A 14,850-nucleotide genomic window follows, 5' to 3' on the forward strand; every position below is an offset into this window, starting at 1 on the left:
TTTCTCCTCCGATTTGTGCAGGTACGCCCGCAAATTGGAGGAGAAGTTGATGCGTACCAAGCGCCTCGTTCTGGCACTGGCCCTGATCGCCCCCGGCGTCGCGAGCGCGCAGGGGCGCCAGCCGGTCACCCTGGAAATCGTCGGCAATGGCTGGACCGACGTGAAGCCGGGCAAGGTGACCCTCGAGGTCGGCTATATCGGCAAGGGCAAGACCGAGGCCGAGGCCAAGCGCGACAGCGCCGCGTTGCTCGCCAAGATCGAGGAGACGCTGAAGGCGCAGGGGCTTTCGGCAGCGGCGATCGGCGACGCGCCGATCGATAGCCTTGCCAAGGCGCAGGCCGAGCAGATGCAGAGCGAGGACGCGGACAGCGCCAGCGATGCCGCGCCGATCGTCACCGATCCCCAGGCGCGGCTGCTGACCTTCCGCACGACGGCGCAGGCGGATGCCGTGCGGGACCAGTTGCTCGTCAACGACTACAAGATCGGCACGCAGCGGGCCGAGCCTGATATCGCCGAGGTCAACGCCGCCGACAAGCAGGTCAAGGCGATGGCGCTGCGTAACGCCCGCGCCGATGCCGAGATCTACGCCAAGGAAATGGGCCTGCGCGTCGCCCGGGTGGTGCGCATCAGCGAAACCGGCAACGGTCCGCTCACCCCCGCCGTCCAGAACAAGATCGAGCTGGCGATGAGCCAGGGGCCGCAGGCGGTGTTCCGCAGTTTCAAGCGGGCGGACGGCGCCACGCATGTCGAGAAGGCGCTGGTCGTCACCTTCGAGCTGCAGTGAGGCTAGCGTCGATCCTCCCCCTGGCGGGGGAGGATCGAGAAGGGCTCAGTCCTCGGGATCCTGGTCGGGGATCATGTTCTCGTCGGCGATCCCGGCATTCCACTCCGCAGAGCTGTCGGTGCCGTCGGGCTGGTGCGCGGTGCCGGGCTGGGTGTCGGGCGTCTCGCGGGTCGGTTCGGGGTTCATGGCGCTCTCCTTGTTTAAGGGAAACGCGCCTGCCGCCGCCTGGTTCAGCTCTGCGTGCGGAACAGGAAGAAGGCGCCCGCCGCGATCAGCGCGAAGCCGATCAGGTGGTTCAGCGTGATCTTCTGCCCCAGATACAGCACCGAGAAGGCCGCGAAGACGGTGAGGGTGATCACCTCCTGCATGCCCTTGAGCTGCGCGGCCGAATAGACCGCGCTGCCCAGCCGGTTGGCCGGCACCGCGAAGCAATATTCGATCAGCGCGATGCCCCAGCTGGTCAGGATGACCAGCAGCAGCGGCGCGCTCTTGAACTTGAGATGGCCGTACCAGGCGAAGGTCATGAAGACGTTGGAGACGAACAGCAGCCCGATCGGCAGCAGGCGATCAATCATCGGCATGGCTGCTCAGCCCGCATAGGCGCCGCGCAGCCGATCCATCGACTCGCGGTGGGTAAGGTCCAGCTGCAGCGGGGTCACCGTGACGAACCCGGCCTCGATCGCGTCGAGATCGGTATCGGGCACGGCCTGGTGCGGCATGCGCCCCATCGCCAGCCAGTAATAGGGGAAGCCGCGCGGATCGAGGCGCTTGTCCAACGCGACGCGGCCATAGTCGCGGAACCCCTGCGAGACGACCCTGATCCCCTGCACCGCATCGGCCGCGATCGGCGGGAAGTTGATGTTGACCAGCGTGCGCGGCTCCATCTCGACGTCGAGCAGCGGCCGCAGCACGCGTTCGCCCCAGGCCTCGGCGGTGTCGAACGGCACCGCGTCGCCCATGCCGCTGCGCGCATAGCGCTGGCTGAGCGCGATCGATCGGATCCCCGCCAGCGCGCCCTCCATCGCCGCCGAGACGGTGCCGGAGTAGCTGACGTCCTCGGCGAGGTTGCCGCCGCGATTGACGCCGGAGAGGATCAGGTCGGGCTTGGCGTCCGCCATCACCTCGGCGAGCGCGAACATCACGCAGTCGGTCGGCGTACCCTTCACCGCATAGCGACCCTCGCCGTGTCGGCGGACACGGAACGGCTCGGTGAGGGTCAGCGAACGGCCCTTGCCCGATTGCTCCTCGGCTGGCGCGACGACGGTGATGTCGTCCGAAATCGTCCGCGCGATCCGCTCCAGCACCGCGAGGCCGCGGGCGTGATAGCCGTCGTCGTTGGTGAGGAGGATCCGCATCAGCCGCGCGGTTCGAGCAGCGTCAGCCCGCCCAGATAGGGCTGGAGCACCGCCGGCACCGCCACCGCGCCATTCTCCTGCTGGTAGTTCTCCAGCACCGCGACGAGCGTACGGCCCACCGCCAGGCCCGAGCCGTTGAGGGTATGGACGAAGCGCGTGCCCTTCTCGCCCTCGGGCCGGTAGCGCGCGTTCATCCGGCGCGCCTGGAAGTCGGCGCAGGTCGAGCAGGACGAGATCTCGCGGTAACGGTCCTGGCCCGGCAGCCACACTTCGAGATCGTAGGTGCGCGCGGCGGTGAAGCCCATGTCGCCGCTGCACAGCTTCATCCGGCGGAAGGCGAGGCCCAGCTTGGTCAGTACGTCCTCGGCGGCGTCGGTCATCCGCTCATGCTCGGCTTCGGACTGGTCGGGGGTGGTGATCGACACCATCTCGACCTTCTCGAACTGGTGCTGGCGGATGAAGCCGCGCGTGTCGCGACCCGCCGCACCCGCCTCGGAACGGAAGCAGGCGGTGAGGGCGGTAAGGCGGAGCGGCAGTTCCTCCTCGCTCAGGATCTTCTCGCGCACCGCGTTGGTCAGGCTCACCTCGGCGGTGGGGATCAGCCAGCGGCCATCGGTGGTCTGGAACAGGTCCTCGGCGAACTTGGGCAATTGGCCGGTGCCGAACAGCGCTTCGTCGCGCACCAGCAGCGGCGGCACGCATTCCTCATAGCCATAGCTGCCGGTCAGCGTGTCGAGCATGAACTGGCCGAGCGCGCGGTGGAGCCGGGCGGCCGCGCCGCGCACGAAGGTGAAGCGCGCGCCGGACATGGCCGCGCCGGTCTCGAAGTCGAGGCCGAGCGCCGGGCCGATCGCGTCATGCTCCTTGGGCGCGAAGGCGAACGCGGGAACGGTACCGCGCTCGTGCACGAACACATTGTCGTTCTCGTCGGCGCCGAGCGCCACGTCGGGATAGGGCAGGTTGGGCAGGGCGGCGAGCCGGCTTTCCAGTTCCTCGCCGACGGCCTTTTCCTCGGCCTCCAGGGCGGGCATCCGCTCCTTAAGCGCTGCGACTTCCGCCATCAGCGCGGCGGCGGCTTCCTCGTCCTTCTTCGCCTTGGCGGCGCCGATGGCCTTCGAAGCCTCGTTACGGCGGGCTTGGCCGGCCTGCAGCTCGGTCACCAGCGCGCGGCGGCGCTCGTCGAGCGCCAGCAGCGCCTCCGACTGCGGCTCCAGGCCGCGCTTGGCCAGGCCCTGGTCGAAGGCTTCGGGATGTTCGCGGAGGAAGCGGATATCGTGCATGGCGCGAACCTATGGCCGGGGCCCGTTCCCCACGCAACCCCGCCGCCGTCCGCCCGTTGGTTGCTCCCGTGAACAGCGACAAGGAGAGTGCGATGCTGGTTCCCCATGATGCGATGGTGGTGGTCGCCGATGGCCGCAAGCTGCTGATGCTGCGCAACCAGGGTGATGCGGAGTATCTTAACCTCGAAGTGGTGCGGAAGCAGCTCCACCCCAACCCGAAGGACTCCGACCAGAAGACCGATTCGTCGGGTGCGTCGTCTTCCACGCGCGGCGGCGGGCAATTTGCGTCGTCCGGCGGGACGATGGGCGAAACCGATTTCCACCAATTGGAAGAAGATCGCTTCGCCGCCGAGGTGGCGGGCATGCTGAAGGAAGAGGCGCTGCGCAACAGCTTCGAGTCGCTGATCATCGTCGCGCCGCCCAAGACGCTGGGCGAACTCCGCAAGCATTACCATGTCAGCGTCAGCGATCGCCTCAAGGGCGAGCTGGCCAAGGACCTAACCGATCATCCGGTGCCGGACATCGAAAAGGCGCTGCAGGGGGCCTGAAGAGTGGTGGCGGATGCGACGCAAACCGTGTCCGCCGCTGCCCTGAAAACTATCGCGGACAAGACCCGCTGCTTGTTCAAATTCAGGACAGAGGCCGTTTCGGGACGGCTTCCCGATGGCGCCTGTCTCGACGCGAAACGAAAAAAAGTGCAAGTGGTTCAGGCGGCGCTAATTTCTACCGACTATAGGGAATTCCCGCCAAAAAGCTTTCGCGACATTGGCTTGTTAATGGCTGCTTGCGAAAGTATAGCGCCTGCGGGCAATGCAGTCTCTCGAGCGGCACGCCACCGGGGACTGGTGTGGAGAGTGGGAATGGCAACTGTTTTGGGCCGTTTTGACGAGCACGATAAAAGCGTTCCTCCGGCCGCGAACGACGGCGACGACGGGTATCGGCCGAGCGACGACGAACCGTTCATGAACCCGCGGCAGCAGGAATATTTCCGCAACAAGCTGAATGCCTGGAAGGACGCGATCTACCGCGAGGCGGCAGGTACTCTGAACCAGCTCCAGTCCGAGCCGCTGCGCGAGGCCGACCTTACCGACCGCGCCTCCAGCGAGACCGACTGGTCGATCGAACTGCGCACCCGCGATCGCCAGCGCAAGCTGATCGCCAAGATCGACGCGGCGCTCCGCCGCATCGAGGAAGGCGAATATGGCTATTGCGAAGTCACCGGCGAGCCGATCCCGCTGGGCCGCCTGGAAGCCCGTCCCACCGCGACGATGACGGTCGAGGCGCAGGAACGGCACGAGCGCAACGAGAAGATCAGCCGGGACGAGTGAAATCTACGTTGGAATCCGCTCCGGCAAAATACCGGGGCGGATTTCGGTTAATCCTTTCGTTAAGAGTTGTTGGTCTACTCCCTGCGGGTGCGAATCCGCCATTGAGAGCCAAGCATGGACCAGCAGTCTTACATCCCCGCCACCCCGCTTTCCGCCGACGACTTTGCGGGCAAGCGCAGCGGTGTCCGCGACAGCCTGTTGCTGACCGCGCAGTTCCGCGTCGACGGCGAGGATGTCGGCACGGTGCGCGTGCGCAATCTTTCGGCGGGTGGGCTGATGGCCGAATATACCGCCCCGGTGGCCTTGCGTACCCCGGTGGAGATCGAGGTCCGCGGTGTCGGCTGGGTGAAGGGCAAGATCGCCTGGGCGGCCGAGGGGCGCGTGGGCGTTGCTTTCGATACCGAGATTGATCCGAAGCTGGCGCGAAAGCCGGTGGGTGGGGGCACCCAGACTCCGGCCTATGTGAAGCCGATCTTCACCCGTCGCTGAGCGACGCCGAACGCTTATCCTCCAGCAATTTCGGTTCTTTCGACGCGCTGCCGCCGACGCTGGTGTGTATATCCTTGGCTCGCGCGGCAAGTTTCTGCCGCGCGACTCCAAGGTTTCGGTAAATAGTCCGTGAATGGGACGGCTATCGCTGCATCTCTTCCTTGACCCGCAGCTTCTCTTTCTTCAATTGCGCTAGGAGTAGGTGATCGGGGAGGGGGCGCTGCGTTTCGGTAGCGATTCGCTGATCAAGCTGCGAATGTTTGGCGTTAAGTGCCGAAAGATGCCCGGTGTGCATGAAGCAGTCCTCCTTCAATGACTCTGAGGGGAGCCAACTACATCATGTTTTGCGCCGCTTGTCGCGTGCAGAATCAACACTGATCGACAGACCGCCGAAAAGCCGCGATGGTTCGCGGGCCGGGCAACGATCCGGCGAGTCGGGCGCACTGGGGGCAAAGAATGGACGAAAGCGAGATCCGGCGGCGGTTGGAACCCCTGCGCGCCGAGCATCGCGATCTCGACGCCGCGATCGCCGCACTGGCGGATACGGGCACGGGGGACCAGCTGCAGATCGCAAGGCTCAAGAAGCGCAAGCTCAAGCTCCGCGACGAGATTTCGATGCTCGAGGACCAGTTGATCCCGGATATCATTGCGTGACTGTTTCGTTTTGCTGCGCTGCGGCAAAATTGGCGCTTTCCGCGGCGCGCGATCCTGTGGCAGCTAGAGGGGCATGAAGCGCCCGGACGCCCTTACCCTGCATCGCCGACTCGTCGACTCGCTCTATGTCGAGGCGATGGTGCTGGCGGACGAGGCGCGCGGCTATTTCGACCAGCTCGGCCGCGACGAGCGCGATGCGCTGGCGGCTCTGAGCCGCGTCGCCTTCTCGTGCGAATCGCTCAAGGTGACGACGCGGCTGATGCACGTCATCGCCTGGCTGCTCACCCAGCGTGCAGTGGATGCGGGCGAACTCCAGCTTGCCGATGCGCGCGCGCCGGGGCGGCGCCTCGGCCCGGCGCCGGAAACCGATTCCGCATTGCTCGAGGACATGCCGCTTCAGGCCGTGACGATCGTGCGCGCGAGCATGGACCTGTATCGCCGCGTCGCCCGGCTGGACTCCGCGTTCGATGTGTCGGTAGTCGCGGTGCCGAGCCCCGCACGGCGGATGCTCGACCGGCTCGCCGGGGCCTTTTGAGCGTCTAGAGCGCCAGCCGCGCCCGCGCGGCGGCATATTCCGCCTGCAGCCGCTCGATCCGCGCCGCCGCCGGCTCGATCGCATGCACCGCGCCGATGCCCTGGCCCGAGCCCCAGATGTCCTTCCACGCCTTGGCGCCGCCGAAGTTCATCGCGCTCGGATCGCTCTCCGGCAAATTTTCCGGATCGAGCCCGGCATTGACGATCGAGGTGCGCAGGTAATTGCCGTGCACCCCGGTGAACAGGTTCGAATAGACGATGTCCTCGGCGCGGCCGTCGACGATCGCCTGCTTGTAGGCCTGCGCCGCGTTGGCCTCTTCGGTGGCGATGAAGGGCGAGCCGATATAGGCGAGATCGGCGCCCATCGCCTGCGCCGCCAGCACCGCGCTGCCCGTGGCGATCGAGCCCGACAGGGCGACGGGCCCGTCGAACCACTCCCGTACTTCCTGGACCAGCGCGAACGGGCTCAGGCGCCCCGCATGGCCCCCGGCGCCGGCCGCGACCAGGATCAGCCCGTCGGCGCCTTTCTCGACGGCCTTGTGGGCGAAGCGATCGTCGATCACGTCGTGGAGCGTGATGCCGCCCCAGCCATGCACCGCCTCGTTGAGCTCGGGGCGGGCGCCGAGCGAGGTGATGACGATCGGCACCTTCCACTTAGCGCAGCTCGCGACATCCTCCTCCAGCCGCGGATTGGAGCGGTGGACGATCTGGTTGACCGCGAAGGGTGCGGCGGGGGTGTCCGGGTGGTCGCGGTCCCAGGCCGCGAGTTCCTCGGTGATCTGGTGCAGCCACTCGTCGAGCTGGCTCTGCGGCCGCGCATTGAGCGCGGGGAAGGAGCCGACGATCCCCGCCTTGCACTGGGCGATGACCAGTTCGGGGCAGGAGATAATGAACAGCGGCGAGCCGATGACGGGAAGCCGCAGACGATCGAAGAGAGCCGGTAGCGCCATGCCCGAGTGATACCGCAGCTACGAAGCCTGTCTAGGCAGGTGTCGGCGACGCTACGGCATGCACGGGCGCCTGCAGCGTCCGCGCGCGACCCGATCGCTGAAACTGCGCGAATCAGTCGATTCGGGTGAGGCCCGTGGCGTATTCGCGCTGCTTGGCGGCGTAGAGGGCGGCACTTGCGCGCAGCATTGCCCGCTGTGCCGCGTCCAGCGGCCGCACGGCACGGGCCGGGCTGCCCAGGATGAGGTGGCCGGCAGGAAATTCCTTGCCCTCGGTGACCAGTGCGCCGGCGCCGACCAGGCATTCGGCGCCGATCACCGCGCGATTGAGGATGGTCGCGCCCATGCCGATCAGCGTGCCGTCGCCGATGGTGCAGCCATGGAGCACGGCATGATGGCCCACCGTCACCTCGTCGCCGATGGTCAGCGGTGCGCCGGGGTCCGAATGGAGCAGCGCGCCTTCCTGGATGTTGCTGCGCGCGCCGATGATGATCGGCGTATTGTCGGCACGGACCACGGCGCCGAACCAGATGCTGGCGCCGCTGGCCACCAGCACGTCGGCGATCAGCTCCGCGCTCGGCGCGACCCACGCATCCGCCGCGACCTGCGGCGCCTTTCCCCCAAAGGCGTAGAGCGGCATGGGGTTTAGAGCGCGAAGCTCTCGAAACCGGCCGGCAGCGGCATGTGCATGCCGAGCGCGAGCGCCAGCGCGACGGCGCCGAGCAGCAGCGCGAGGGTCGAGGACAGCGAGAACAGGCCCCAGCCGACCAGCGTCACGATCGGCGCATCGGCACGCTGCTCGCGGCGGTTGCGCTGCATGGTCAGCAGCACGAAGCCGGCGGCCATTGCGTACAGGAACACGAAGAATTCAGCCATTGCTTCCACCCGATCTCTGCTCGCTTTCAGGGCTAACCCGTTCAGCTTTCAGCATCAATCCAGGGGAATTGCGGATCGCCGCGATGCAGCATGCGTTCGCCGCATTTTTTTGGGAACAAATCACCCTTCAGAGCGTAACGCCGCGCTTCCAGATCGCTATCTCGCGCTCGCCGTTGCGTTCCGCCGCCGTCGGACTGCCCGAGGCGATCGCCGCGATCCGGCCGAGCAACGTGTCGGCAGCGGCGTTCATGTCTTCGGCCAGGACCTGCCCGGCGTCGAAATCGATCCAGCCGGGCTTGCGCGCGGCGAGGTCGCTGTTCGAGGCGATCTTGATCGTCGGCACCGGGAAGCCGAGCGGCGTGCCCCGGCCGGTGGTGAACAGGATGACGGTTGCGCCGGCGGCCGCCAGCGCGGTGGACGAGACCGCGTCGTTGCCCGGCGCTTCGAGCAGCGCGAGCCCCGCTCGCTCCACGCGCTGGCCATAGCCGAGCACGTCGGTGACGGTCGCGTGCCCGGCCTTCTGCACCGCGCCGAGCGATTTTTCCTCCAGCGTGGTGATACCCCCGGCGAGATTGCCGGGCGACGGGTTTTCCGAAACCGGTTCGCCATGCCGGGTGAAATAGGCTTTGAAGCCGTTCACCAGATCGACGATCTTCCCGAACACCGGTTCGCTCTCCGCGCGTGCCATCAGCAGTTGCTCGGCGCCGAAGATCTCGGGGATTTCGGTGAGGATCGCGGTGCCGCCCGCTGCCGTTACCGCGTCGCTCATCCGGCCAACGAGTGGGTTGGCAGTCAATCCTGAGAATCCGTCCGAACCACCGCACTTCACGCCGAGGACGAGCGAGGCGAGCGGTTCCTCGGTCCGCACGGCCTGTTCGGCCTGTTCGATGAGCTGCTCGACCAGCGCGATGCCTTCCTCGACCTCGTCACCCGCCGCCTGCGCGCCGATCGTGCGGAGATTGGGCTGCGAAATGCCCTCCAGCATGCCGCGCATCTGATTGGATTCGCAGCCAAGTCCGACGAGGAGCACGCCGCCGGCATTGGGATGGTTGGCGAGCGCCGTCAGGATCGCGCGGGTGCCCTCCAGATCGTCGCCGAGCTGCGAGCAGCCAAAGGGATGCGCGAAGGCGTGGATGCCGTCGACTCGGCCCTCGAATCGCCTGGCGGCGCGCTCGGCGATCTTCTCGGCTGTGCGGCCGACACAGCCGACCGTGGGAAGGATCCAGATCTCGTTCCTGGTACCGACGCGCCCGTCGGCGCGACGATAGCCGAGGAAGGTCGGCCCCGCATGCATCGGCGCCGCCTCGAAGGCCGGCTGGTAGGCGTAGCTGCCGGTCGCCGCCAGCGCGGTCGCGACATTATGGGTGTGGACATGCTCGCCCGGCGCGATCGCGCGGGTGGCCCGGCCGATCGGGAAGCCGAACTTGTGGACCGGCGCCCCGGCCTTGATCGCCCGCAGCGCGACCTTGTGGCCTTGGGGGATGTCGGCGGCAAGGGTGACCCCCAGCGCCGTCTCGCCGGCCTGCAGCGGGCGGAGGGCGGTGGCGACGGGATCGCGCGGGTCGATCTGGAACAAGGCTAGCGTCATAAACTCCGAGTATAGGACGGCAAGGCCGAACCTCCTAGGGGTATCGCCCCGTGGTTGTGCCCCAATTGCGACGATATGCCCTGAAAAATCCGCACTCGTAGTATTCCGGAGCGGCGAGAACCGGCCGCCTGTGTTTCGGGGCCGTTAAGCCATTGGGCTGTAAAGGGGTATCCACGCCGTGGGGGAGTTGGATCGCGTGAAGGCACCACCGCCGCAGTCGGCCTTGATCAGGGCGATGATGCGCAGTTTCCGTTGGACGATGCGGCTGAGCCAGCCGCAAGCCTGGGCCATCGTCTGTACGGCGATGGTCGTGACCATTGCCGCCGACTGGGCGACCGGGCCGATGGTCTCGATGACGATCGGCTATCTGTTCGTCGACATTCTCGCGGCGTGGACGCTGCGCGAGCGCGCCGGCATCGTCGTCGTGCTGTTCTCGATCTCGCTCGGCTCCGCGTTGAACGGATTTGGCGCGATTCCCGCGGCCGACCTGCACGCGCTATCCGCCTCCGTGGTGGTCTGGAACACCGTGACCCGAGTCGCGGGCGCGGTCATGATCGTTCTGATGGTCGCGACGTTGCGGCACACCATCGACGGCGAGCTGTGGCGTTCCTCCACCGACTATCTCACCCGCTCGCTCAACGGCGGTGCGTTTCGCAGCCAGCTGGAGCGGGTGGCGCAGATCGGGCGCCGTCGAGGCTCCACCCTGCTGCTGCTCTACATGGATCTCGACGGCTTCAAGGCGGTCAACGACCGGCACGGGCACGCCGCGGGCGACATGGTGCTGCGTCGCTTTGCCGACGAGGCACGCGCGCGGATGCGGCCCGACGACCTGTTCGCCCGGCTGGGCGGCGACGAGTTCTGCGCCTTCCTGGCGATCGAGCGCGGCGTGCCGCCGGAGCAGGTTGCCGAAAGCCTGCATGCGCGGCTCAGCGAGGCGCTGCGCTCCACCGGCCATGCGGTCACCTGCAGCATGGGCGCGGTGGTGATCGACGCCCATGCGGCGGGGGATACCGAACGGATGATCGGATTGGCGGACGAGGCGATGCTGGAAGTGAAGCGCAACGGCAAGAATGCGATCCGCATCGCGTTCGACGAGCCCGGCAGCGTGCGGCGGGCGGCATGACGCTCCACTTCTTCTCCGCCGCTTTCCGGCCCGAGGACGAGTCGCGTCGCCAGGGCGCGGTCGACAGCCTGCGCCCGATCGCGCCGAGCGACCCGGTGCTGCAGGAACTGCTCGTCGAGGTCTGCAGGGTGCTGCGGACGCCGATCGCGATGGTGACGCTCACCGATGGCGATGTGCAGCGGATGATCAGCGCGGTCGGGATCGAGCCGGTCATTTTGCCGCGCTCGATCGCCTTCTGCTCGCACACCGTCGCCGCACCGGACGGGCTGCTGAGCGTCCCCGATCTCCATGCCGATCCCCGCTTCCGGGCCAACCCGCTGGTCGCGGGCGGACCCTGCGTGCGCTATTATACCGGCGCGGTGGTGCGCAGCGGGCCGTTCCCGATCGGCGCGGTATGCGGGCTCGACCGGCGGCCGCATGGGCCTGCCTCGTTCCGGCAGCGCGCCCAGCTGCGTCAACTCGCCGACGCGGTTGCCGAGCGGATCGGGGCTGCACCGCGAACCTGCTGAGCGAACGGGTTTTTCCGGGCAATGGCCGCCGCTTGCTTGGAATGGCGCGGCGTTGCGGCTAGGCCGCAGCCTCACGGCAACGGGAGAACGCCATGATCCGCACCGGCCTTATCGGCTTCGGCCTAGGCGGCACCGCCTTCCACGCACCGCTGATCGACGCGGTCGACGGGCTCGAACTGGCGGCCGTCGGTACCTCGCGGGCAGAGGCGGTCGCGAAGGCCTATCCGGGGGTGCCCGCCGTCAGCCCCGAAGCGCTGATCGCCGATCCCGCGATCGATCTGGTGGTGGTGTCGACGCCCAATGCCACGCATTTCCCGCTCGCCAAGGCGGCGCTGGAAGCGGGCAAGCATGTCGTGATCGACAAGCCGCTGACGCCCAGCGCCGCCGAGGCAGAAGCACTGATCGCGCTCGCCGAGGCGCAGGGCCGGCTGCTGGTGCCGTTCCATAACCGCCGCTGGGACAGCGATTTCCTGGCGGTGCAGGCGCTGGTGCAAGGCGGCCGGCTGGGCGAGATCCTGCTGTTCGAGGCGCATTGGGACCGCTTCCGCCCCGAATTGTCGCAGGCCTGGAAGGAAGCCGAGGGCGGCGGGCAGCTGCTCGACCTGGGGCCGCACATGATCGACCAGGCGCTGGTGCTGTTCGGCATGCCCGAGGCGGTGCAGGGCGATGTCGCCCGCCAGCGCGGCAACAGCCCGGTCGACGATTACTTCACGCTGACGCTGTTCTACGGCACGCGGCGGGTGGTGCTGGCGAGCTCGCGAATGATCGCGGCGGCGCGGCCGCGCTTTGCGCTCCACGGTCGTGGCGGCAGCTTCGTGAAATACGGGCTCGATCCGCAGGAGGCGGCGATGCGGGCAGGGGGATCGGTGCGCGATCCGGGGCATGGGGCAGAGGACCCGGCGCAGTACGGCGTGCTGACGCTGCCCGACGGCGCGACCGAGACGATCGCGTCCGAGCGCGGTGACTATCGGCGCTTCTATGCCGGGGTGGCGGCGGCGATCCGTGAGGGCGTTGCGCCCCCGGTCGCTGCCAGGGATGCGCTTGCCGGGCTTCAGCTGATCGAACTGGCCCGGCAGAGCGCCGAAGCGGGGCGGCGTATCGCTATTGCCTGAGCGGACGTCCCCGCGCGCCGTTCGAGACGCGCGGGGCCAAGCCGATTAGGGGTGCCAGCTCACCGACAGTGTTCGCGCCGGCACGGTAACGGTGGTCGTCGCGACGATGTCTTCCGCCGACTGGCCCAGCAGCACCTTGTAGCTGCCCCCGGCGATCTTCCACTGGTGCGCCGCGCCGTCGAACACCGCCAGCAGGCGCGGATCGACGGTGACCGTCACGGTCTTGGACGCGCCCGGCGCCAGCGACACCTTCTGGAAGGCACCCAGCCGCTTCGGCGCTTCCCAGCCCGCGCCCGAGACATAGACCTGCGCCACGTCCGCGCCGGCACGCGTGCCGGTGTTGCGGAGGGTGAAGGTCACGGTCACCTGGCCCTTGGGGGCGGCCGCCTTCAGGCCCGAATAGGCGAAGCGGGTGTAGGACAGGCCGTGGCCGAAGGCGAATTGCGGCTTGTCGCCCTTCGCATCATACCATTTGTAGCCGACCGCGGCGCCCTCGGCGTAGCGGGTCTCGCCCTCGTTGGGCGCGCTCGGCTTGGGCAGCTGGGAGACGCTGCGCGGGAAGCTGGCGGGCAGGTGGCCCGAGGGATTCACCTTGCCGGTCAGCACGTTGGCGATCGCTTCGCCGCCCGACGTGCCGGGATACCAGGCCTCGAGGATCGCGGCGGTCTTGTCGGCCCAGGGGGTGAGCACGGGCCCGCCGGTCTCCAGCACCACCACCGTCTTGGCATTGGCCCCGGCGACCGCGTCGATCAGCGCGTCCTGATTGTCGGTGAGGTTCAGCGACACGTCGAACGCCTCACCCGCCCACTGGGTGGCGAAGACCAGCGCGACATCGGCCTGCTTGGCCGCAGCCGCCGCAGCCGCGGGGTCGGTGCCGTCGACATAGCTGATCGTCGCGCCCGGCAGCTGGCGGCGCAGCGCCTCCAGCGGCGAGGACGGGTGGTACATCACCGGGCCCGGCCAGACCTTCGGCTCCAGCCCCGGCACCGCATTGCCGCCGACCGGATAGACCAGCGACGAACCGCCGCCCGCCAGCACGCCCTTGTCGGCATGGCCGCCGATCACGACGATCCGCTTGGCGCTGCCGACCAGCGGCAGCACGTCGCCCTTGTTCTGGAGGAGCACGATGCCCGCCTCGGCATCGGCGCGGGTGACGTCGGCATGGGCGCTGAGCATCGCCGGGGCGAGATCGAGCGGCGCGGACGTGATCGGGTGATCGAACAGCCCGTGCGCGAACATCGAGCGGAGGATGCGGTGCGCCATCTCGTCGAGGCGCGCCTTGCTCACTTCGCCCTTGGCGATCGCGGCCTTGAGCGGCTCGCGGAAATAGGGCTGCTCGTCGAACGGCCAGCCCGATTCCTGCTCGAGACCCGCATTGGCCGCGGCGACCGTGGTGTGGGTCGCGCCCCAGTCGGACATCACGAAGCCCTTCCAGCCCCAGTCGCGGCGCAGCACGTCGGTGAGCAGCCAGGGCTGTTCGCACGCCCACAGCCCATCGACCTTGTTGTAGCTGCACATCACCGAGCCCGGATCGGACTTCTCGATCGCGATGTTGAAGGCGAGCAGGTCGCTCATCCGCGCGGCGGTGCGATCCAGCACCGCATTCATCTTGTTGCGATCGGTCTCCTGGTCGTTGATCGCATAATGCTTCACGGTGGAGATGATGTGGTTGGACTGGATGCCCGCGATCTGCGCGCCGACGATCGTGCCGGCGAGCAGCGGATCCTCGCCGCCATATTCGAAGTTGCGGCCGTTGCGCGGCTCGCGCAGCAGGTTGACGCCGCCCGCGAGCATCACGTTGAAGCCCGAGGCGCGCGCCTCCGCACCGATCATCGCGCCGCCCTTGAAAGCGAGCGCGGGATCCCAGGTCGCGGCGGTGGCGATGCCCGAAGGGAGCGAGGTGCGGCCGCGCTTGCGCTCGGCACCGCCCTGCGTCGCGACGCCGACGCCGGCATCGGTCTGCCACTGTGCCGGAATGCCCAGGCGCGGAATGGCGGGGACATAGCCGGCAGAGCCCGGACGTGCGTCGGCGGGGGTCTTGAAGTTCTTCGGCGCGAAGTCGGTGCCGAACAGGCCGAACACCAGGGTCAGCTTCTCGTCCTCGGTCATCTGCGCGAGAATCGCCTTGGCGCGCGCATCGGGTGAGAGCTTGGCGTTGGTCCAGGGGCGCGAGGCCTGCTGCTGGGCCAGCGCGGGTGCCGTGAAGGCCGTGGTGGCGGCGAGCGCCAGCAGCGGGGCCGCCAGTTTGAGGGTGTATCGTTTCATGTCGTC

General features: G+C 67.8%; 19 protein-coding genes. 9 read left to right on the top strand and 10 right to left on the bottom strand.

The window, feature by feature from the left end; all coding sequences use genetic code 11:
* The first annotated feature begins 49 nt into the window (after positions 1-49).
* Complete coding sequence (locus ABIC65_RS01665; protein WP_354306460.1) at positions 50-784, top strand: SIMPL domain-containing protein; 735 nt, start codon at positions 50-52, stop codon at positions 782-784.
* A 45-nt stretch (positions 785-829) separates the two neighbouring features.
* Here ABIC65_RS01665 and ABIC65_RS01670 read toward each other — a convergent pair whose 3' ends face one another.
* The 4 genes from ABIC65_RS01670 to serS are packed head-to-tail and all read right to left on the bottom strand — an operon-like array spanning position 830 to position 3,419.
* Complete coding sequence (locus ABIC65_RS01670) at positions 830-970, bottom strand: hypothetical protein (protein WP_354306461.1); 141 nt, start codon at positions 968-970, stop codon at positions 830-832.
* A gap of 44 nt (positions 971-1,014) precedes the next feature.
* Entirely contained in the window at positions 1,015-1,365 is a 351-nt protein-coding gene (locus ABIC65_RS01675) for a DMT family protein (protein WP_436286690.1), read from the bottom strand.
* 6 nt (positions 1,366-1,371) lie between these two features.
* Entirely contained in the window at positions 1,372-2,139 is a 768-nt protein-coding gene (gene surE, locus ABIC65_RS01680) for a 5'/3'-nucleotidase SurE (RefSeq protein WP_354306462.1), read from the bottom strand.
* The gene (gene serS, locus ABIC65_RS01685; RefSeq protein WP_354306463.1) at positions 2,139-3,419 is read right to left on the bottom strand and encodes a serine--tRNA ligase; all 1,281 of its coding nucleotides are present in this window, start codon (positions 3,417-3,419) and stop codon (positions 2,139-2,141) included. Before serS ends, surE begins: the two co-directional genes overlap by 1 nt.
* A gap of 92 nt (positions 3,420-3,511) precedes the next feature.
* Between serS and ABIC65_RS01690 the strand changes: the two genes are divergently transcribed.
* The 3 genes from ABIC65_RS01690 (at position 3,512) to ABIC65_RS01700 (ending at position 5,236) form a co-directional block, all read left to right on the top strand.
* On the top strand, positions 3,512-3,967 hold the full coding sequence (locus ABIC65_RS01690; RefSeq protein WP_354306464.1) for a host attachment family protein: 456 nt from the start codon (positions 3,512-3,514) through the stop codon (positions 3,965-3,967).
* 312 nt (positions 3,968-4,279) lie between these two features.
* Positions 4,280-4,747 (top strand): RNA polymerase-binding protein DksA, encoded by a 468-nt coding sequence (gene dksA / locus ABIC65_RS01695; RefSeq protein ID WP_121077530.1) that lies wholly within the window; start codon positions 4,280-4,282, stop codon positions 4,745-4,747.
* Between the two features lie 114 nt (positions 4,748-4,861).
* Entirely contained in the window at positions 4,862-5,236 is a 375-nt protein-coding gene (locus tag ABIC65_RS01700) for a PilZ domain-containing protein (RefSeq protein WP_354306465.1), read from the top strand.
* 142 nt (positions 5,237-5,378) lie between these two features.
* Here ABIC65_RS01700 and ABIC65_RS01705 read toward each other — a convergent pair whose 3' ends face one another.
* Positions 5,379-5,531, bottom strand: coding sequence for a YdcH family protein (locus tag ABIC65_RS01705; protein ID WP_121079439.1), 153 nt, complete (start codon positions 5,529-5,531; stop codon positions 5,379-5,381).
* Between the two features lie 161 nt (positions 5,532-5,692).
* Between ABIC65_RS01705 and ABIC65_RS01710 the strand changes: the two genes are divergently transcribed.
* Together ABIC65_RS01710 and ABIC65_RS01715 are read left to right on the top strand one after the other, a co-directional pair.
* On the top strand, positions 5,693-5,890 hold the full coding sequence (locus ABIC65_RS01710; RefSeq protein ID WP_354306466.1) for a YdcH family protein: 198 nt from the start codon (positions 5,693-5,695) through the stop codon (positions 5,888-5,890).
* 73 nt (positions 5,891-5,963) lie between these two features.
* The gene (locus ABIC65_RS01715) at positions 5,964-6,425 is read left to right on the top strand and encodes a DUF1465 family protein (protein WP_354306467.1); all 462 of its coding nucleotides are present in this window, start codon (positions 5,964-5,966) and stop codon (positions 6,423-6,425) included.
* A gap of 4 nt (positions 6,426-6,429) precedes the next feature.
* Here the strand turns inward: ABIC65_RS01715 and ABIC65_RS01720 are convergent, their stop codons facing one another.
* From ABIC65_RS01720 to ABIC65_RS01735, 4 genes are all read right to left on the bottom strand, one after another.
* The gene (locus ABIC65_RS01720; protein WP_354306468.1) at positions 6,430-7,374 is read right to left on the bottom strand and encodes an NAD(P)H-dependent flavin oxidoreductase; all 945 of its coding nucleotides are present in this window, start codon (positions 7,372-7,374) and stop codon (positions 6,430-6,432) included.
* A gap of 112 nt (positions 7,375-7,486) precedes the next feature.
* Positions 7,487-8,011 carry a gamma carbonic anhydrase family protein gene (locus tag ABIC65_RS01725; protein ID WP_354306469.1) on the bottom strand — a complete coding sequence of 175 codons (525 nt, stop codon included), beginning with the start codon at positions 8,009-8,011 and terminating at the stop codon, positions 7,487-7,489.
* A 5-nt stretch (positions 8,012-8,016) separates the two neighbouring features.
* Positions 8,017-8,247, bottom strand: coding sequence for a hypothetical protein (locus ABIC65_RS01730; protein WP_354306470.1), 231 nt, complete (start codon positions 8,245-8,247; stop codon positions 8,017-8,019).
* 127 nt (positions 8,248-8,374) lie between these two features.
* Positions 8,375-9,835: a UxaA family hydrolase gene (locus ABIC65_RS01735; RefSeq protein WP_354306471.1), complete on the bottom strand. Its 1,461-nt coding sequence runs from the start codon at positions 9,833-9,835 to the stop codon at positions 8,375-8,377.
* Between the two features lie 235 nt (positions 9,836-10,070).
* Here ABIC65_RS01735 and ABIC65_RS01740 point away from each other — a divergent pair, with 235 nt between their 5' ends.
* The 3 genes from ABIC65_RS01740 (at position 10,071) to ABIC65_RS01750 (ending at position 12,579) form a co-directional block, all read left to right on the top strand.
* Complete coding sequence (locus tag ABIC65_RS01740; RefSeq protein ID WP_354306472.1) at positions 10,071-10,958, top strand: GGDEF domain-containing protein; 888 nt, start codon at positions 10,071-10,073, stop codon at positions 10,956-10,958.
* A complete protein-coding gene (locus ABIC65_RS01745; protein WP_354306473.1) occupies positions 10,955-11,467 on the top strand; it encodes a GAF domain-containing protein in 513 nt (170 codons plus the stop codon). Before ABIC65_RS01740 ends, ABIC65_RS01745 begins: the two co-directional genes overlap by 4 nt.
* A 92-nt stretch (positions 11,468-11,559) precedes the next feature.
* The gene (locus tag ABIC65_RS01750; RefSeq protein ID WP_354306474.1) at positions 11,560-12,579 is read left to right on the top strand and encodes an oxidoreductase; all 1,020 of its coding nucleotides are present in this window, start codon (positions 11,560-11,562) and stop codon (positions 12,577-12,579) included.
* 45 nt (positions 12,580-12,624) lie between these two features.
* Here the strand turns inward: ABIC65_RS01750 and ABIC65_RS01755 are convergent, their stop codons facing one another.
* The gene (locus tag ABIC65_RS01755; protein ID WP_354306475.1) at positions 12,625-14,844 is read right to left on the bottom strand and encodes a beta-glucosidase family protein; all 2,220 of its coding nucleotides are present in this window, start codon (positions 14,842-14,844) and stop codon (positions 12,625-12,627) included.
* Between the last annotated feature and the right edge of the window lie 6 nt (positions 14,845-14,850).

Source organism: Sphingomonas trueperi (genome assembly GCF_040545665.1).
Taxonomy (GTDB): domain Bacteria; phylum Pseudomonadota; class Alphaproteobacteria; order Sphingomonadales; family Sphingomonadaceae; genus Sphingomonas; species Sphingomonas trueperi_B.